At 66.8% G+C, this 18,320-nt stretch carries 15 protein-coding genes; 9 read left to right on the forward strand and 6 right to left on the reverse strand.

Annotated elements, in window-relative coordinates:
• Positions 1-11: 11 nt before the first annotated feature.
• The 5 genes from CQY20_RS12650 to CQY20_RS12670 all read left to right on the forward strand — a co-directional run bounded on the left by CQY20_RS12650 (position 12) and on the right by CQY20_RS12670 (position 8,667).
• Positions 12-1,805, forward strand: a complete 1,794-nt coding sequence (locus CQY20_RS12650) for a thiamine pyrophosphate-requiring protein (protein WP_097940430.1) — start codon at positions 12-14, stop codon at positions 1,803-1,805.
• Positions 1,802-2,920, forward strand: coding sequence for an enolase C-terminal domain-like protein (locus tag CQY20_RS12655; protein WP_097940431.1), 1,119 nt, complete (start codon positions 1,802-1,804; stop codon positions 2,918-2,920). The genes CQY20_RS12650 and CQY20_RS12655 overlap by 4 nt, the downstream gene beginning before the upstream one ends.
• Positions 2,921-2,934: 14 nt before the next feature.
• Positions 2,935-5,859, forward strand: coding sequence for an FAD-binding and (Fe-S)-binding domain-containing protein (locus CQY20_RS12660; protein ID WP_097940432.1), 2,925 nt, complete (start codon positions 2,935-2,937; stop codon positions 5,857-5,859).
• Positions 5,860-5,887: 28 nt separating this feature from the next.
• Positions 5,888-7,657 (forward strand): thiamine pyrophosphate-requiring protein, encoded by a 1,770-nt coding sequence (locus CQY20_RS12665; protein WP_097940433.1) that lies wholly within the window; start codon positions 5,888-5,890, stop codon positions 7,655-7,657.
• A gap of 224 nt (positions 7,658-7,881) precedes the next feature.
• Complete coding sequence (locus CQY20_RS12670; protein ID WP_097940434.1) at positions 7,882-8,667, forward strand: cutinase family protein; 786 nt, start codon at positions 7,882-7,884, stop codon at positions 8,665-8,667.
• On the opposite strand, the gene CQY20_RS12675 is transcribed toward CQY20_RS12670, so the two are convergent.
• Positions 8,664-9,032 (reverse strand): nuclear transport factor 2 family protein, encoded by a 369-nt coding sequence (locus CQY20_RS12675; protein WP_234816224.1) that lies wholly within the window; start codon positions 9,030-9,032, stop codon positions 8,664-8,666. The two genes, CQY20_RS12670 and CQY20_RS12675, sit on opposite strands and share 4 nt — an antisense overlap.
• Positions 9,033-9,073: 41 nt before the next feature.
• Positions 9,074-9,208, reverse strand: a complete 135-nt coding sequence (locus CQY20_RS35925) for a hypothetical protein (protein ID WP_272938808.1) — start codon at positions 9,206-9,208, stop codon at positions 9,074-9,076.
• A gap of 149 nt (positions 9,209-9,357) precedes the next feature.
• Here CQY20_RS35925 and CQY20_RS12680 point away from each other — a divergent pair, with 149 nt between their 5' ends.
• Together CQY20_RS12680 and CQY20_RS12685 are read left to right on the forward strand one after the other, a co-directional pair.
• Complete coding sequence (locus CQY20_RS12680; RefSeq protein ID WP_097940436.1) at positions 9,358-10,608, forward strand: MFS transporter; 1,251 nt, start codon at positions 9,358-9,360, stop codon at positions 10,606-10,608.
• Positions 10,609-10,659: 51 nt separating this feature from the next.
• A complete protein-coding gene (locus CQY20_RS12685) occupies positions 10,660-11,217 on the forward strand; it encodes a type 1 glutamine amidotransferase domain-containing protein (protein ID WP_097940437.1) in 558 nt (185 codons plus the stop codon).
• A gap of 183 nt (positions 11,218-11,400) precedes the next feature.
• Here CQY20_RS12685 and ehuA read toward each other — a convergent pair whose 3' ends face one another.
• From ehuA to ehuB, 4 genes are read right to left on the reverse strand one after another with little or no spacing between them, the layout of a single operon-like run.
• On the reverse strand, positions 11,401-12,156 hold the full coding sequence (gene ehuA, locus CQY20_RS12690; protein WP_097940438.1) for an ectoine/hydroxyectoine ABC transporter ATP-binding protein EhuA: 756 nt from the start codon (positions 12,154-12,156) through the stop codon (positions 11,401-11,403).
• Positions 12,157-12,195: 39 nt separating this feature from the next.
• Positions 12,196-12,876: an ectoine/hydroxyectoine ABC transporter permease subunit EhuD gene (gene ehuD / locus CQY20_RS12695; RefSeq protein WP_097940439.1), complete on the reverse strand. Its 681-nt coding sequence runs from the start codon at positions 12,874-12,876 to the stop codon at positions 12,196-12,198.
• The gene (ehuC, locus tag CQY20_RS12700; protein WP_097940440.1) at positions 12,873-13,562 is read right to left on the reverse strand and encodes an ectoine/hydroxyectoine ABC transporter permease subunit EhuC; all 690 of its coding nucleotides are present in this window, start codon (positions 13,560-13,562) and stop codon (positions 12,873-12,875) included. Before ehuC ends, ehuD begins: the two co-directional genes overlap by 4 nt.
• 11 nt (positions 13,563-13,573) lie before the next feature.
• The gene (ehuB, locus tag CQY20_RS12705) at positions 13,574-14,461 is read right to left on the reverse strand and encodes an ectoine/hydroxyectoine ABC transporter substrate-binding protein EhuB (RefSeq protein WP_234816225.1); all 888 of its coding nucleotides are present in this window, start codon (positions 14,459-14,461) and stop codon (positions 13,574-13,576) included.
• A 519-nt stretch (positions 14,462-14,980) separates the two neighbouring features.
• Here ehuB and CQY20_RS12710 point away from each other — a divergent pair.
• Positions 14,981-16,183, forward strand: a complete 1,203-nt coding sequence (locus CQY20_RS12710; RefSeq protein WP_097940442.1) for a glycosyltransferase family 4 protein — start codon at positions 14,981-14,983, stop codon at positions 16,181-16,183.
• Positions 16,180-18,300 (forward strand): amylo-alpha-1,6-glucosidase, encoded by a 2,121-nt coding sequence (locus CQY20_RS12715; RefSeq protein ID WP_097940493.1) that lies wholly within the window; start codon positions 16,180-16,182, stop codon positions 18,298-18,300. Before CQY20_RS12710 ends, CQY20_RS12715 begins: the two co-directional genes overlap by 4 nt.
• Positions 18,301-18,320: the final 20 nt, after the last annotated feature.

Genomic DNA, 18,320 nt, shown 5'->3' on the forward strand with positions numbered 1-18,320 from the left:
AGGAGCCTCACATGTCCGAGACTACAGTCGCCGACTTCCTGCTGGACCGGTTGCGCGCCTGGGGTGTATCGCGGGTATTCGCCTATCCCGGAGACGGAATCAACGCGATGCTGGCCGCGTGGGGACGCGCGGACAACAACCCCCAGTTCGTTCAGTCTCGTCACGAGGAGATGAGCGCATTTGAAGCCGTCGGCTACGCGAAGTTCAGCGGCGACATCGGCGTCTGCATGGCGACGTCTGGGCCTGGTGCGATCCACCTGTTGAACGGGCTTTACGACGCCAAGCTGGATCACGTGCCGGTGGTTGCGATCGTCGGGCAGACGAACCGCAGTGCGATGGGCGGCTCCTACCAGCAAGAGGTGGATCTGCTCGCTCTCTATAAGGACGTGGCCGCCGACTACGTGCAGATGGTGACTGTGCCTGAACAGCTGCCCAATGTGCTCGACCGGGCTATCCGCACGGCTGTGGCGCGCCGTGCGCCAACGGCATTGATCATTCCCGCCGATGTTCAGGAGCTCGAGTACAGCCCGCCGCAGCACGCGTTCAAGATGGTGCCGTCGAGTATCGGCGTCGACTGGCCTGCAATCACTCCGGACGACGCCGCGATCCGGCGGGCCGCCGACCTGTTGAACTCCGGCACGAAGGTCGCCATGCTCGTGGGTAACGGCGCACGCGGCGCGGATGCCGAACTGGCCGAGGTAGCGGAGCTACTCGGCGCGGGCGCGGCCAAGGCCCTGCTGGGCAAGGACGTGCTCTCCGATGAGCTGCCCTGGGTGACCGGGTCCATCGGCCTGCTCGGCACTCGGCCGAGCTATGAGTTGATGCGCGACTGCGACACCCTGCTCACCGTCGGATCCAGCTTTCCCTACACCCAGTTCCTGCCCGCGTTCGACCAGGCTCGCAGCGTCCAGATCGACCTCGACCCGACCCTGATCGGCATGCGTTACCCGTACCAGATCAACATCGTCGCGGATGCGAAAGCCGCTCTGCAAGCGCTGATCCCACATCTGCAGCGCAAGACGGAGCGGTCATGGCGGGAAACCGTCGAGTCCAATGTGGCGCGCTGGTGGGAAACGATGCACAAGGAGGCGCTGGTCGACACGGAGGCAATCAATCCGCTTCGGCTGTTCGCCGAGGCGTCGCCGCGGCTGCCTGACGATGTGATCGTCACCGCCGACTCCGGATCGGCCGCCAACTGGTATGCGCGCCAGTTGAAGTTCCGGTCGGGCATGCGGGGGTCGCTCTCTGGCACGTTGGCCACGATGGGACCCGGCGTGCCGTACGCCATCGGCGCGAAGTTCGCCCATCCCGACCGTCCGGCGATCGCATTCGTCGGTGACGGTGCCATGCAAATGAACGGCATGGCCGAGCTCATCACCGTCAAGCACTATTACGAGCAGTGGGAGGATCCCCGCCTCGTCATCGCCGTCCTGCACAACAACGATCTGAACCAGGTCACCTGGGAGATGCGGGCGATGAGCGGAGCACCGAAATTCGCTGAGTCGCAGACTCTCCCGGACGTCGACTACGCGGCCTTCGCCGGCAGCCTCGGGCTTCGGGGGCAGACCGTACGCGACACCGCCGATCTGGGTTCGGCGTGGGAAGCGGCGCTGTCGGCAGATCGTCCGACGGTGCTCGATGTGCACACCGACCCCAACATGCCGCCCATTCCACCGCACGCCACGTTCGAGCAGGCCAAGTCCACGGCAGCGGCCGTACTCGGTGGTGACGAGGACAGCTGGAGCTTCGTCAAGGAGGGCATCAAGACCAAGGCCCAGGAGTTCCTGCCGCACAGTCGATCATGACCACCGACTTTCGCGCGGTCGGTGCCGCGCCGGTCACCGGGCTGAACGCCGCCGCCTACACGATTCCCACCGATGGGCCCGAAGCCGACGGCACGCTGGCGTGGGACCACACCACGCTGGTGGTCGCGCAGGCGCAATGTGGCGACACCGTCGGGACCGGATGGACCTACGGCCACGCCAGCTGTGCCGATGTCATCATCGATCTTCTCACCCGACATGTCCTCGGCGCCGACGCGATGGCGATCGGCGCGGCTCATCGGGCCATGACGAGCGCCTTGCGGAATGTGGGGCGTACAGGTATTGGCGCGCAGGCACTTTCGGCGGTTGACGTCGCGCTCTGGGATCTCAAGGCGCGGCTGCTCGAGACTCCCCTGCACCTCTTGCTCGGCTCGGACCACACCGAAGTGCCGGTCTACGGCAGCGGCGGCTTCACCACCTATGACCACCACCGGTTGCGGCTTCAGTTGGAGAGCTGGGTACATGGGCTAGGTATTCCCCGCGTCAAGATCAAGATCGGTGAAGCATGGGGCACACGCACCAACCGCGACATGTCCCGGATGCGGCAGGCCCGCGCCGCGATAGGCGACACCGCGGATCTGTACGTCGACGTCAACGGTGCCTACACCGCCAAACAGGCGATCCGGGTCATGCACGCCGTCGCCGACATCGGTGTCACCTGGCTGGAGGAGCCCGTCTCCTCCGATGACCCCGCCGGCATGAAGACCGTCCGGGACGCCGTCACCGCCGACGTCACCGCAGGCGAATACGGCTGGCGGTTAACCGACTTCATCGCACTCTGTCCCGTGGTGGATTGCCTACAGGCCGACGCGACTCGCTGCGGTGGGCTGACGGAATGGCGACGTGTGGCCGCCCTGGCCGCCGCCAATGGGCTCCAGATATCGGCGCACTGCGCGCCGTGGCTTCATGCCGCGATTGCGACGGCAACACCGAACTTCCGCCACCTGGAATGGTTCTACGATCACGCCCGCATCGAGACACGGTACTTCGACGGCGCTTCGCTGCCGGTCGGCGGGCTGCTGTGCCTGGATCCCGCGGCGGTGGGGCATGGCTTGACCGTGCGTGAGTCCGATCTGGCGCCCTACCGCGTCTGCTGATATCCGAGGTACCCATGACGAAGTCGTCCGCGTTGCTGTTCAAGGACCTTGCCGCCGAGCTGATTCGGTGCGTCGATGGTGAAGTGCGGTTCGATCCCGGCTCACGCGCCGCATACTCGACCGACGCGTCGAATTACCGACAGGTGCCCATCGGTGTGGTGGTGCCGCGGACGCCCGACGACGTCGTCGCCGCCATAGCGGTGTGTCGTGAACACGACGTGCCGGTGTTGTCCCGCGGGGGAGGCACCAGCCTGGCCGGACAGTGCTGCAACACAGCCGTCGTGTTCGATTGGAGCAAGTACTGCACACGCATCGATGCTTTCGACGCGCGAGCCGGCTCGGTTGTCGTGGAACCGGGGATCAAGCTTGACGCCTTGAATGACGCACTTGCACCGAGCGGCTGGATGGTCGGCCCCAAACCGTCGACTCATGTCAGTTGCACGATCGGCGGCATGATCGGGAACAATTCGTGCGGTTCCACCGCACAGGCCTACGGGAAGATGGCCGATTCAGTCCGGGCGCTGCAGATCGTCACCTATGACGGCATGTGGCGCTGGATTCACGACACCGACGATGCCGAATTCTATAGGACTGTCCGCTCCGGCGGACGCTGGGCGGGCATCTATCGAGACCTGCACACCCTCGTCAAGGAATACGGTGACGACGTGCGTGCCCGCTACCCCGACATCCCGCGCCGAGTCTCGGGATACAATCTCGATAACCTGCTGCCCGAGAATGGTTTTCATCTCGCCAAGGCGTTGGTGGGCAGCGAGAGCACCCTCGTGACCATCACCCGGGCCGAGCTCTCACTCGTCCGCAGGCCCGCCGCCAGCGCACTGGTGCTGCTCGGCTTCGACGACATCGCCGCGGCCGCCGACGCCGTCCCGCACGTGCTGGAACATGAGCCAGCCGCGCTCGAGGGACTCGACCACCGTCTCGTCGAACTCGAGCATTCCCGACGACTGGCGGAGAAGGCGCTGCGCCAACTGCCGCCGGGGCGTGGCTGGCTCATGGTGCAGGTCGACGGCGACGACCAAGACGACGCCGACCACAAGGCCAAGGCGATGGTGCACGCGCTGCACAGATCGGCACGCTGCGAGTCCGCGATGCTCGATGATCCCGCGCACAAGCGGCAGGTGTGGGCGGCGCGCGAAGCGGGCCTGGGCGCGACGGCCTACCCGCCCACCGGACCGGAAACCCACGAAGGGTGGGAAGACGCGGCTGTTCCACCGGAGCGCCTCGGCGATTATCTACGAGACTTCCGCGCGCTGCTGGATCGCTTCGACTACGGAAGCGCCTCGCTTTACGGGCATTTCGGGCAGGGCTGCGTGCACACCCGCATACCGTTCGACATGCGCACCGCCGAGGGAATCGCGAAATATCGACGGTTCGTGGTCGACGCCGCGCACCTCGTCGTCGACTATGGCGGATCCCTGTCCGGCGAGCACGGTGACGGCCAATCACGTGGCGAACTGCTGCCGATCATGTTCGGAGAGCGGGTGGTCGAGGCATTCGAAAAGGTCAAGGCGGTGTTCGACCCGGGCAACCGGATGAACCCCGGAAAGGTCGTCAAACCCTACCGGCTCGATGAGAACCTCCGCTTCGGCACCGGCTACCTGCCTATCGAACCGGCAACGGCGTTCGCGTATCCCGAGGACGCACACCGGTTCTCGCACGCCGCAGCGCGATGTGTCGGGGTCGGCAAGTGTCGTGGCCACGAGTCGGGCGTGATGTGCCCGAGCTACCGCGCCACCGGGGAGGAACATCACTCCACACGCGGACGGGCGCGGCTGCTGTTCGAAATGCTCCAAGGTGACGTCATCACCGACGGCTGGCGATCGGCCGAGGTCCGCGACGCACTCGACCTGTGCCTGGCCTGCAAGGGGTGTCTGAGCGACTGCCCGGTTAGCGTCGACATGGCAACGTACAAAGCCGAATTCCTTCATCACCACTACCACGGACGGCTTCGTCCGATGTCGCACTACTCCATGGGATGGCTTCCACTGTGGTCTCGGTTGGCCGCCACCGCACCTCGCGCTGTCAACACAGTCGCACACACCAGCGGACTGGACTCCGCCGTCAAGGCACTCGGCGGCATCGATCCGAATCGGCGACTACCGCACTTCGCTTCGGAGCGATTCACCCGTTGGTGGCGGCGGCAGCGACGGCCTTCGGGCCGGCGTGGCACGGTCGTGCTGTGGCCCGACACGTTCACCAACAACTTCGACCCTGACATCGCACGGGACGCCGCGGAGGTGTTGGAGGACGCCGAATTCACGGTGACCGTGCCGAATGGTGCCTTGTGCTGCGGTTTGACCTGGATCTCGACCGGCCAACTCGGCGTCGCGCGCGCCGTGCTGCACCGAACGCTGCGGGCGTTGCGACCTGCGCTTCGCACCGGCACCCCGATCGTCGTGCTGGAACCGAGTTGCGCCGCGGTGTTCCGCGCCGACGCCGTCAACCTGCTCGACGGTGACGAGGACGCTCACCGTCTGGCCGGGCAGACCTTCACGATCGGCGAGGTCCTGCGCCGCAACGCACCCGATTGGCATCCGCCGCACATCGGCGGGCGCGCGGTGGTCCAACCGCACTGCCACCAGCACGCCGTTCTGCACTACACCCAAGAGCAACAACTGTTGTCGGACTCCGCGGTGAGCACCCGGGTGCTGGACGCCGGCTGCTGCGGCCTTGCGGGCAACTTCGGCTTCGAGCGCGGACATTACGACGTGTCCGTCGCCTGCGCCGAGGCCAAGCTTCTGCCCGCATTGCGGCAAACCGCCGACGGCACGGTAGTGCTCGCCGATGGCTTCAGCTGCCGCACGCAGATCCGTGACCTCACCGAAGACTGCGCGCCCCGTCACACCGCGTCGCTGCTGGCCGAGGCAATCCGGTCGAGGAAGGAGTCGAGCGGGGACGCCACACACGCGGGCGGGGGTTGAGCAGCCGTCGTTCGGGTACGCCGAGGCGATGAGCGATCTGGTTTCTGACGCACTTGTCAAGCGGCTGCGGGAGTGGGGTACCACGCGGGTGTTCGGCTACGCCGGCGACGGGATCAACCCGATCCTCGGCGCGTTCCAGCGCGCGGGAGACCCCGAATTCGTCTCCACCCGCCACGAGGAGCTCGCAGCGTTCGCCGCATGCGGACACGCGAAATACACCGGCGGCGTTGGAGTTTGCGTCGCGACCCAGGGGCCGGGAGCGATTCATCTGCTCGCCGGGCTGTACGACGCGAAGTTGGACCGCCGCCCCGTCGTCGCCGTCGTCGGTCAGGTGATCTCGACGGCGCTGGGCAGCGGATACCTGCAGGAGGTCGACTTGCACGCGCTGTTCAAGGACGTGTGCGGCCAGTACGTGCAGACGGTGTTCGCACCCGACCAACTGTTGATGGCCGTCGACAACGCGATGCGCACCGCGGTGGCCACGTCGACACCGACGTGCCTGATCATTCCGCACGATGTGCAGCAGGCCGAGATGCCGGCAGAACTGGGGCAGAGCCACGGGATCGTTCCGTCCGCGCCGGTGATGGGCAGGCCGCGGCCGGGCGTTCCCGCCGACGACGACCTCGGCCGCGCGGCCCAGATCCTCAATGCGGGCGAACGGGTCGCGGTGCTCGTGGGCCGCGGCGCTGGAGGCGCGCAACAGGAGCTGCATCAGCTCGTCGACGGTCTCGGTGCCGGCGTAACCTGCTCGCTGCTGGGCAAGCCGGTGCTGGACGAAGGCGAACCGTGGCACACCGGCGTGATGGGACATCTGGGGACGGTGGCCAGCGCGAAATTGATGGCCGGCTGCGACACGTTGCTGATTGTCGGCTCGAACGACCCGTGGACGGAATTCTATCCGGCGCCCGATCAGGCCAGGGCGGTGCAGATCGACATCGAATCGCGGGTCATCGGCGCCAAGTATCCGGTCGAGGTGCCGCTGCTCGGGGATGCTCGCGAGACTCTTGCGGCCCTGATGCCGCTGCTGGCACGCAAGACCGACAGGGGGTGGCAGGACCGGGTCGCGCAGTGGAAGCGGCAGTGGGAGGAGACGGCGCAGCAGCGCGCGGAACATCCGACGGCGCACACCAATCCGGAAATGGTGGTCCGCATGCTGTCCCAACATCTGCCCGCCGACGCGCAAGTCGCGGTCGATGTGGGTTCGATCACCTACTGGTATGCGCGTCACCTGCGGTTGCCGCCGGATGTGCCGGCACACATATCCGGGTATCTCGCGTCGATGGGCTGCGCGCTGCCGTACGGTGTCGCGGCGAAACTGGCTGCGCCGCAACGGCCGGTCGTGGCGCTTGTCGGTGACGGGGCGATGCAGATGAGCGGGCTGCTCGAACTGATCACCATCGCCGACCGATGGCGGGACTGGAACGATCCGCGGTTCATCGTCCTGGTGCTGCACAACGCCGACCTCGCCGACGTCTCATGGGAGCAGCGAGAGATGGAAGGAAACCCGAGATATCCTGCCTCGCAACGAGTTCCGTCGTTTCCCTATGCCGCATACGCCGAGCTGCTTGGCCTTGGCAGCGCACGGATCACCGAGTCGGGACAGGTGTCTGACGCATGGCGCGACGCGTTCGCCGCCGATCGTCCGTTCGTCATCGAAGCGTTGGCCGATCCGGCCACGCCGATGCTGCCGCCGAAACTGCCCGAAGCCAAGGAACAGTCGCTTCTGTCCGCACTCGGAGACGAAGGTGACACAGCGCACACCCGCGACTGGGTGAGGGGTCAAGAGGTCATCCGTTAGGGGCCGGAGTCACCGGCGACCCGCGAGATCTGCCCCTGCGACAGAGAAATCTGCGAACAAGGATGGATTTGCGGCCGCTGTGCGTTTCATCGACTGTTCCTGCTAGCAGGTAGACGGCACTGACCGGTGTCCCCCGCGGTGATGGGGTGCCAGCGTCGATGTGTGGTTTCGCCGCGGGCGGGAGTCTAAGCGCAGACGAAAAGAGCCCGCGGAAGGAACCGATTATGAAGCGCAGTGCCGGATCGAAAGTCTCCACTGTTCGGCGGATGCTCGGTGGCCTTGGCGCCGCCGTCGCGGCCGCAACGGCACTGCTCGGACCGCAGGCCTCCGGCGTGGCCGCCGCGGCAGCGGACCCGTCGTGTCCGGATGTGGAAGTGGTGTTCGCGCGCGGCACATTCGAAGCGCCAGGTGTCGGCGTGACCGGCCAGGCGTTCGTCGACGCGCTCACCGCGCGGCTGGGCGGCGAGTCCGGCGAGTCTGTCGACGTCTACCCGGTGAACTACCCCGCATCGCTGGACTTCGGCGCGGCCGCCAACGGAATCGCCGACGCCAGCAACAAGATTCAGGCGATCGCCAACACCTGCCCGAACACCAAGATCGTGCTCGGCGGCTACTCGCAGGGCGCGGCCGTCGCCGCCTACACCACCACCGACACCATTCCCGCCGGGATGGCGCTGCCTCCGGGCATCACCGGGCCGATGCCTCCCGAAATCGCCTCGCACGTGGCAGCGGTCGTGTTGTTCGGCAAGCCGTCCAACGGCATTCTCAACCTCGTCGACCGGAATGCGCCGCCGATCACCATCGGCGCGCTGTACACGCCCAAGACACTCGAACTGTGTGCCCCCGGCGACCCCATCTGCTCCCCCGGCGGCCTGAGCCGCGCCGCGCACAGCGCCTACAAGGACAACGGGATGGCCGACCAGGCCGCAGCTTTCGCCGCCAACGCGATAACGCAGGGCTCGCCGCGCGCCGTGGCGCCGGTCTCACCCGCGAGTGCGCACGGCAACTAGCTCGGCGGTATCAGCACGGTGTAGAGATCGGTGATGACACCGTCGCCGATCAACGCCACGTCGAACCCCGTCATGCGCGGCTGCCCGTCGGCGGGGTCGACGAGTTGCCACGCCAGCTGCCCGAAACCGGCAAGCTCACGCACCGAGCCGTCGGCGACGAATTGCAGAGCACCCAAATTGTTCTGCAGGGAAACACATTTCGCCTCAAGCTCGTCTCGTCCGGTTGTCACGCCCTCGTCGTCCGTCCACCGGACCTGCGCGGCATACGTGCGCTCGACCGTGGCGCGGCGTTTGGCGTCGTCACGTTCGTTGAAGACCTCGAGCAGGTTGGCCTGCATGAGTCTTTCGACAGTTGATTCGGGCACTCTTCCTCCTCCATCGGCACCATCAGATGCGCAGCGAACAGTCACACCGTCGGCACGTCCGCGGCGGCCAGAATCAGCGCCGCCACCGCCCGCGGCAAGCAGTCGGCCCGGATTTCCACGCGAAAACGTTCATGTGCGGCGGGTCCTCGGTCAGCGGAGTCGGTTGAAGTGAGCATGCCAGCGCCCCAGCGGGCTGTCGTGTCGAAAGCCACACCCCCGGCGGACCCCGCCGATTTCGTCGCATACACATAGATGCGCTATGCATGTAGGTTGTGGCATCACCGCGCGGGAGGAATCTCGGGCTGTCGCTGAAGGCGGCGGGCCGATGACCGCGCAGACCACCGCCCCGCCTCGGCCGCGCGGCGCGCTCGGGTTGATGTTCGACCCGGTGTTCGGCGCGTTGTTCTGGGGCAAGATCTTCTCCGTCATCGCGGTGTGGACGCACGGCATCGTCGCCGCGATCGTGATGTACGACGCGACGCAGTCGGCACTGATGGTCGGGCTCGTCGGCGTGGTGCAGTTCGCGCCGCAGCTGATCCTCAGCCCGACCAGCGGCAAGTGGGCCGACACCGGGAACCCGGCGCGGCAGATCCTGGTGGGCAGGCTGCTGTGTGTGGCCGGTTCCGGGTGCGCGGCGCTGTGGCTCTTCCTCGAACCGACACAGGCCGGCATGGCCGCCGCGGTCCCGGTGCTCGTCGGGACGCTGCTGGTCGGCTTCGGTTTCGTGGTGGGCGGTCCCGCGATGCAGTCGATCGTGCCGAACCTCATCCGCGACGGGGAGCTGTCGACGGCGATGGCGCTCAACAGCATCCCGATGACGATCGGGCGCATCGTCGGCCCGGCCGCGGGCGCCTATCTGGCCGCCCATCTCGGGGCGGCGTCCGCATTCGCCGCCAGCACCGTGCTGCACACGGTGTTCGCGGTGTTCCTGATCGTCGTGCGGTTCCCGGCGCCGCCGCCTCGCCACCCCGAAACCGACTACCGAGTCCGCGTCGCGCTCAGCTACGTGTGGCGCGACCGGCCGCTACTGCTGGCGTTGATCGCCGTCAGCACCGTCGGCTTGGCGTCGGATTCCTCGATCACGTTGGCCCCGTCGATGGCCGACGCCCTGGGCGGCGGCGCCGGCCTGGTCGGGACGTTGTCCGCGGTCTTCGGCGTCGGGGCCGCGGTCGGCATGGCGGCGCTGGCGATGATGCGTGGCCGCATGGCGTCGGCGAGGGTGTCGGCGTTCGGGCTGGCCGGGCTCGGCGCCGGCTGCGCGACCCTGGCGCTGGCGCCGGTGCCCGCGGTGGCGATCGCGGGCTTCGGCCTGGCCGGCCTCGGGTTCGGCTGGGCGATGACCGGGCTCGGCACGGTGGTGCAGGAACGCGCACCGGAGGAGCTGCGCGGCCGCATCATGGCGCTGTGGCTGGTCGGCTTCCTCGGGTCGCGCCCGATCGCCGCGGCACTGCTCGGCGGCACCGCCGACACGCTGGGGGTGGCGGCGGCCTTCGCGCTGGCGGCGGCGCTGTGCGTGGCGGTGACGCTGTGGGCCAGGCCGTCGAAGCTGACCGGTGCACTGCCTGCATCGAGGTGATTGCCGCGGGGTCTGCGCGGGTAGTCCTGACTGCGTCAAGGAGGACTACATATGCCCAACGAATTGCAAGGCCGCAGAATCGCTTTCCTCGCCGCCGACGGCGTGGAGAAGGTCGAGCTCGAGCAGCCCCGCGCCGCCATCCTGGACGCAGGCGGTCAGGTCGAGTTGCTGTCGCTTCAAACCGGCGAGATCCAGGCCCGCAACCACGACCTCGAACCGGCCGGAACCTTTGAGGTCGACCGCGCGGTCGACGATGCGCGTGTCGACGAGTACGACGGCTTGGTGCTGCCCGGCGGCACCGTCAACCCGGACAAGCTCAGGAAGGACGAGGCCGCGATGCGCTTCGTCGGGGAGTTCGTGCGGTCGGGCAAGCCGGTCGCCGCGATCTGCCATGGGCCGTGGACCCTGGTCGAGGCCGACGTCGTCCGCGGCCGCACCGTGACGTCGTATCCCAGCATCCGCACCGACCTGCGCAACGCCGGCGCCAACGTCGTCGACCAGCCGGTGTGCATCGACGGCAACCTCATCACGAGTCGCTCGCCGAAGGACCTGACCGCGTTCTGCCAGGCGATCGTCGACCACTTCGCGAATACGCCCGCTCACACCTGAGGCTCGGGCCGGTTCGCGGCGGCGGGCAGGGCGTCGATCGTCGCCGAACCCCCGCACCTCCCCGCGAGTGCCCGCACCTCCCCCGAATCCCCGCACCTCCCGCGAGACGGAATCCACGCAGGCGTCCTCTCGCAGTTCTGCTGCGAGGTTTCCGTTTCGGCGAAAGGGGCGAAGGGACGAGAGTCAGCGATCGAGCACGGCGTGCAGGAAACGCTGGGTGCGTTCGTGCGTCGGGTTCCTCAGCACCTGCTCGGGCGGCCCTGTCTCGATCGCGGTGCCCGAGTCGAACATCACCACCCGGTCGGAGATCTCTTCGGCAAAGCGCATCTCATGGGTCACCATCAGCATCGTCATGTCGGTGTCGTTGGCGAGGTCGCGGATCACGTTCAGCACGTCGCCGATCAGCTCCGGATCCAACGCTGACGTCGGCTCGTCGAACAGAAGTATGGAGGGCCGCATCGCCATCGCGCGCGCGATAGCGACCCGCTGCTGTTGACCACCGGAAAGCTTGTGCGGCTTGTGATCTGCGTGCTCACTCAGTCCGACCATCTCCAGCAGGTCGCGGGCACGCTTTCCCGCCTCCTCCTTCGACATCCCCAGCACGTGCATCGGCGCTTCGATGATGTTCTCGAACGCGGTCATGTGCGGGAACAGGTTGAACTGCTGGAAGACCATGCCGACCTTGCGCCGCGTTTCGCGCAGCTGCTTGGTTTCCTTGCACTTCCTGCCGTCGCGGGCGTCCCACAGCGTTTCGTCGTCGATCGTCACCAACCCGTCGTCGGGTGTCTCCAGCGTCATCAGGATGCGCAGAATGGTGGTTTTGCCAGAGCCCGACGGCCCGATGATCGAAACCTTCTCGCCGCGAGCGACTTCGAAGTTGAGCGAGCGCAGCACGTGGTTGTTGCCCCAGCTCTTGCTGACGTTTTCGAATCTGATCATCGGACCTTCCAATTCCTACGTACGCGCGCGTCAATGAGGTCAATGAGCCGGTGCATAGCGCCGCTCCATCTGCCTGATCCCGAGCGAAGAGATGTAGCTGATGATCAGGTACATCAAGCCGGCGATCGTGAGTGGTTCGAGGAACTGCCCGGTGCTCTGCCCGATCGAACGGGCCGTCGTCAGCACCTCCAGCGTGCCGATCGCATACAACAGCGCCGTGTCCTTGAACATCTGGATCAGGTAGTTCCCCAGGACCGGGATGATCATCGCGATCGACTGCGGAAGAACGATTTTGGCCCACGTTCGCGCACGGGACAGGTTCAACGCCGTCGCCGCCTCCCACTGCCCCTTCGGCAGCGCCTCGATGCCTGCGCGATAGACCTCTGCGGTGTAGGCGCTGTAGTTGATGCCGAGCACAAGCACGCCCGCGGTGAAGTTGGACAGCGTGATGCCGTACTCGGGCAGGATGAAGTACACCGCGAAGATCTGCACCAGCAACGGTGTGCCGCGGATGAACAGCACGTAGAAATCGAACAGCTGTGACACCACGGGAATACGGGGATAGCGGATCACGGCGACGAAGAGACCCAGCACCAGCGCTATGACCATGCCGACGATCGTGAGCCGGATGGTGAGCCAGAATGCGTCGAGCATTCTGGGGAAGATCTCGAGCGCGAACTGGTTGTCCCAGATCTGTGCGGCGAGGTAGGTGGTTGTCATGATGTGCTGCCGATCAACGGGCGGAAGAGCGGATTGCGTCGATGCTCTAGGGCGAACCGGTTCTCGAGCCAGCGTGTGATTGCGGCGAGAATCAGCGCGAGGATGAAGTAGACGACCAGCAGCGTGAGCAGAATCGTTGTGGTGTCCTGGGTTTCAGTTCGAATGGCCAGGCCGTTGGCCGTGAAGTCGGCGACGCCGATGAAGTACACCAGCGGTGTGGCTTTCAACAGGTCGACGGCGACGTTGCCAAACGAAGGCAACATCACCGGGATCGACTGCGGCACCAGGATGCGGCGCATCCGCTGCAAGGGTTTCAGGCCGAGCGCGACAGCCGCCTCGGTCTGGCCGCGCGGCCGGGATGCGATTGCGCCGCGGACGATCTCAGCGGCGTACGCTCCTTCGTTCAGGCCGAGAACGACGATGCCTGCGACGAGGTTGTCGGTGAAGCGCACACCGAGGAACGGCAGCGCGTACACCACCCACGCCAGTTGGACCAGGATCGAGGTGCCGCGGAAGAACTCAACGAACACATACGCCGGGGCACGCAGGATCCAGTGCCGCGAGAGCCGCATGAAGCCGACGATGAATGCCACGACGACGGCGATCAGGATGCCGAAGATGGTCACCACGACCGTCGTCCGAAGCCCTTCCCACAGCAAGCCTTGGTACTCGAGTAGCTGGGTCATCGGCTCTGGCTCTACCCCTCTGCCTTACAGAGTTCTTCCGCCGTGACCCCGAGCGCCGCGTCGGCGTCGAAGCCCCACTTCTGCATGATGTCGGCGAACTCCTGGCCTTCCTTGAACTCGGCGAGCACTTGGTTGTACTTCGCGACATCGTCGGTTTGCGACTTCTCGAATGCGGCGCCCGAACCCGTTGCGGGTGCGTCTTCGATCGGGTCGGTGACCTCAAAACTCTTGTTCACCTCGGCCATTCCGCGCAGCGACAAGGTGGGCAGCAGGAAGGCGTTGACCCGACCCGCGGCAAGCGCCTCGACGCCGCTGACGTTGTCGCGGACGATGACCCGTTGCGACTGCGGCACATTGGCGGCGATGAGGATGCCCTCCTCGAAACCGCCCGGCAGCACGGCGATCTTCAACGCGGGGTTGTCGAGGACGACTTGGATCGTGGTGATGTTCTGGGGGTTGCCCGGCGGCACGGCGAACGATTCGGTCGACACGATCACCGGCTCGGTATAGGCCACCTCGGCGCACCGCGACTGCTTCATGAACAGCCCGGCGGCGATCACGTCGACCTGTCCGGACTTCAGCGCGGGGATCATCGCGTCGTACTCGATCCTCGCGCCCCGGATATCGCCGATCCCGAGCTGTTGCAGCACCGCCCGCAACACGTCCGGCTCGGCACCGGTCACGGTGCCGTCCACCTCGAGCTTGGTGTACGGAGGCTCGTTGAAGACGGCGACGCGCAGATAGCCCTGCCGTCGCCCGCGGTCGAGCACGCTGCCCTTGGGTGCACCTGTCCCCGGCTCGGTGAAGGTGCAGCCGGAGAGCCAATCCGCGAGCGGGATGCCGACGGCCATGGCCCCGATGCCGCGCAGCAGTTGCCGCCTGGACGGATCATGAGGCACTCTCGGCTCCAATCATGGCGCCGTCAGCCGGTTGCCACGCACATCGACGTGCAGGGCATTCGACGGCTCGGACTGCTCGAAGAACCTAACGACGGCCCGTAGGATTGTCAACAATCTGAGTCGCCACGCCATTCCTGGAGTGTTTGCGGAGTCCACGCACCACCGCCATAACCAGGCGCTAAGCCCACTGAACGCGATGATGTTGATTAACTAAATCGCGGTCGAAATCGGTGTCGCCACAGCGTCGTTCGTGCTCGATTTTCGACGCCGTAGCACCCGCGGGCCGGATCGGCAACTCGGACAACGCCCGCGGTGTGGCCCAAAGCTCAGTTGCACCTACGCCGGCGCCCAGGGGATGTGCGGAAGATGCGCGGCCGTGGCCAAGTCACCGGAAGCCACTGTCCGCCAAGCGCTGCCATGTTTGCCAGCCGAGTTGCGGGGTTTTCGTTATCTGGCGATAATTAGCACTTGAATGGTGAGAGTGCTAAAGCTGCTTGCTTGGTTGGGAAGGAGAGAGTTGTGAGCGGCACGGATTACACCGACTTCGTTGAGAACTCAGATTTGGAACCCCTGCGTATCGCCCTCGTTGCCCCTCCGTACTTCGATGTGCCGCCCCAGGCCTACGGAGGAACTGAAGCCGTCGTCGCCGATCTGGCCGACTCCCTGGTCGCGCGCGGCCACCGCGTGACCCTCATCGGCGCCGGCAAGCCAGGCACCGCCGCCGACTTCGTGCCCGTCTGGGACGACATCCAGAGCGACCGGCTCGGCCAGCCGTACCCCGAGATCATGCACGCCCTCAAAACGCGCCGGGCGATCGAAGAGCTGGCCGCCACCGAAGGCCTCGACATCGTCCACGAACACACCATGGCCGGCCCCCTCAACGCCGCGGTCTACGCCGATCTCGGAGTGCCCACCGTCGTCACGGTGCACGGCCCCCTCGACGAGGACCTGCTGCCCTACTATCAGACCCTCGGCGCCGACGCCGGGCTGATCGCGATCAGTGACCGGCAGCGCGAACTGGCGCCGGACCTCAACTGGATCGGCCGGGTGCACAACGCCTTACGCATCGAGGACTGGCCGTTCAAGCGCGAGAAGCAGGACTACGCGCTGTTCCTGGGTCGCTACGCGCCGTACAAGGGCGCGCACCTGGCGCTGGAGGCCGCCCATCGGGCCGGCGTGCCGTTGGTGTTGGCGGGCAAGTGCGACGAACCTGCCGAGAAGGCCTACTTCGAGGAACGGGTCGCGCCGCTGCTGACCGACCGCGACACCGTCTTCGGCGAGGCCGACGCGACGAGCAAGCGCCGCCTGCTGGCCAACGCCCGCTGCGTGCTGTTCCCGATTCAGTGGGAAGAGCCGTTCGGAATCGTCATGATCGAAGCCATGGCATGTGGCACACCGGTGGTCGCGCTGCGCGGCGGGGCCGTACCCGAGGTGATCGACGACGGCGTCACCGGCATCATCTGCGATCATCCCGACGAGTTGCCCGCCGCGATCGAGGCGTCGCGCGACATCGATCCTGCGGCGTGCAGGCACCACGTCGCGTCCAACTTCACGGTGACGCAGTTCGGTTCGGGCTACGAGCAGATCTACTACCAGGTCGTCGGCCGCCGTGCGGCTCGTAGGCCCGCGTCGTGGCTGCGGCGTCGCACCGCCGTTCCGACGGAGCCCGTCCCAGCGACATCGGTCACCGAGCCCACCTCGCGTTCGAAGGCGCCGGCATGATCCCCGGCGCGGGTGTGCTCAATGCCGGCGAGCCGGCCCATATCCCGGCGGGCGACACCGTCACCCTCGTCGAGGGCGGGACGTTCTGCCTGTCGGACCGGCACGGGGACATCATCCCCGGCCGGTCCCACGGGCTGTTCTTCCGGGATGCGCGCATTCTGTCGCGGTGGGAGCTGACCGTCGACGGGGTCAGCCCGGAACCCCTGTCGGCGCAGACCCCGGAAGCCTTCACCGGGCAGTTCGTCTCGCGGCGCGCACCGGTGCCGGGACGGGCCGACAGCACGCTGTTGCTCACGCGGGAACGGCTGGTTGCCGACGGCATGCGGGAGATCATCACGCTGCACAACCTCGACCGCGAGCCGACCGTGGTCACTCTCGTGCTGCACGTCGACGGTGACTTCGCCGACTTGTTCGCCGTCAAGGAAGGCCGGTCCGCGGGCAACGGCGCCGAGATCTCGGTGGTCGACGGTGAATTGGTGCTGCGGGAACGCGGCGAGCCGACCCGCGGCGTGACGATCACCGCGTCCAGCGACCCGATCATCACGGCGGGCGCGCTGACGTGGCGGGTGGTGATCGAACCCCGTCAGCAGTGGCAGACCGAGATCGTCGCGCAGCCGACGTGGGGTAATCGCAAGTTGTCGACCCGCTTCCAGCGCGGGCAGCGGCCCGAGCGCAGCGGACCGGGCCGCAAGATCGAGCGGTGGCGCAAGAGCTCCACCAACATCGACACCGACCTGCCCGAACTGACCGCGGTGCTGCAGCGCACCGAAAGCGACATCGGAGCGCTGCTGATGCACGACGAGCATCGGTCCGGTCGCTCTTTTGTGGCGGCTGGTGCGCCGTGGTTCATGACGCTGTTCGGTCGCGACAGCCTGCTCACCGCGTGGATGGCGTTGCCGCTGGAGGTTGCCCTGTCCCTTGGCACTCTCCAACAACTGGCCGAGACGCAGGGTAGGCGCATCGACCCGATCACCGAGGAACAGCCGGGCCGCATCATGCACGAGATCCGCCGCGGTCCCGACAGCGGCGACATCCTCGGCGGCAACGTCTATTACGGCTCGGTGGACGCGACCCCGCTGTTCGTGATGTTGATGGGCGAGGCCTGGCGGTGGGGCGCCGACACAGACAAGATCCGCGCGCTGCTCCCGGCGGCGGACGCCGCCCTGCGGTGGGCACGCGAGTACGGCGACCGCGACGGCGACGGCTTCATCGAGTACCAGCGGATGACCGACCGCGGGCTGGTCAACCAGGGCTGGAAGGACAGCTTCGACGGCGTCAACGACGCGGCGGGCCGACTCGCCCACCCGCCGATCGCGCTGTGCGAGGTGCAGGCCTACCACTACGCCGCGCTGCGGGCACGCGCCGATCTGGCCGACGGTCTGGGCGACACCGCCACCGCCGAAGAGCTTCGCGAGGAGGCAGAGCGACTGCGCGAGAGGTTCTTTGAGCGGTTCTGGCTGCCCGACCGCGGCTACTACGCCGTGGCCCTCGACGGCGACAAGCGGGTCGTCGACGCGCTGACCAGCAACGTGGGCCATTGCCTGTGGGCGGGCATCGCGGCCGACGAGCACGCCGCGGCGATCATCGAGCGGTTGGCCGATCCGACCATGGACACCGGCTTCGGGCTGCGGACCCTGGCCAGCGACATGGGCGCCTACAACCCGATGAGCTACCACAACGGGTCGGTGTGGCCGCACGACACCGCGATCGCGGTCGCCGGCCTGCTGCGGTACCGGCACCTGCCCGGCGCGGTTGAGCTCGCCGAGCGGCTGGCGAACGGACTGATCGACGCCGCAACGGCTTTCGGTGGCCGGCTGCCCGAGCTGTTCTGCGGCTTTCCCCGCTCGCAGTTCGGCACCCCGCTGCCGTACCCGACGTCGTGCTCGCCACAGGCGTGGGCCAGCGCAGCGCCCCTGCTGCTGGTGCGGAGCTTCCTGGGGCTGCAGCCCGACGTGCCCAACCGGCGGCTCACCGTCTCACCGCGCCTGCCGAGTAGCTGGGGCCGGGTCACGCTGACGGACCTGACGGTCGGCGACACCACGGTCGTCATCGACGCCGAAGGCCAGACCGCCAAGGTGACCGGGCTGCCCGACACGTGGTCGCTGGAAGTCGACTGATCGCGTCGCGCTATTGCAGC

Source organism: Mycolicibacterium agri (assembly GCF_002553505.1).
Lineage (GTDB): Bacteria > Actinomycetota > Actinomycetes > Mycobacteriales > Mycobacteriaceae > Mycobacterium > Mycobacterium agri.

Bases quoted from the DNA above. Each gene is read 5' to 3' on its own strand.
- CQY20_RS12670 (WP_097940434.1), top strand. From the start codon at position 7,882: ATGAAGCGCAGTGCCGGATCGAAAGTCTCCACTGTTCGGCGGATGCTC.
- ehuC (WP_097940440.1), bottom strand. From the start codon at position 13,562: ATGACCCAGCTACTCGAGTACCAAGGCTTGCTGTGGGAAGGGCTTCGG.
- CQY20_RS12685 (WP_097940437.1), top strand. From the start codon at position 10,660: ATGCCCAACGAATTGCAAGGCCGCAGAATCGCTTTCCTCGCCGCCGAC.
- CQY20_RS35925 (WP_272938808.1), bottom strand. From the start codon at position 9,208: ATGCTCACTTCAACCGACTCCGCTGACCGAGGACCCGCCGCACATGAA.
- CQY20_RS12650 (WP_097940430.1), top strand. From the start codon at position 12: ATGTCCGAGACTACAGTCGCCGACTTCCTGCTGGACCGGTTGCGCGCC.
- ehuA (WP_097940438.1), bottom strand. From the start codon at position 12,156: ATGATCAGATTCGAAAACGTCAGCAAGAGCTGGGGCAACAACCACGTG.
- CQY20_RS12655 (WP_097940431.1), top strand. From the start codon at position 1,802: ATGACCACCGACTTTCGCGCGGTCGGTGCCGCGCCGGTCACCGGGCTG.
- ehuD (WP_097940439.1), bottom strand. From the start codon at position 12,876: ATGACAACCACCTACCTCGCCGCACAGATCTGGGACAACCAGTTCGCG.
- CQY20_RS12665 (WP_097940433.1), top strand. From the start codon at position 5,888: ATGAGCGATCTGGTTTCTGACGCACTTGTCAAGCGGCTGCGGGAGTGG.
- CQY20_RS12660 (WP_097940432.1), top strand. From the start codon at position 2,935: ATGACGAAGTCGTCCGCGTTGCTGTTCAAGGACCTTGCCGCCGAGCTG.
- CQY20_RS12680 (WP_097940436.1), top strand. From the start codon at position 9,358: ATGACCGCGCAGACCACCGCCCCGCCTCGGCCGCGCGGCGCGCTCGGG.
- CQY20_RS12715 (WP_097940493.1), top strand. From the start codon at position 16,180: ATGATCCCCGGCGCGGGTGTGCTCAATGCCGGCGAGCCGGCCCATATC.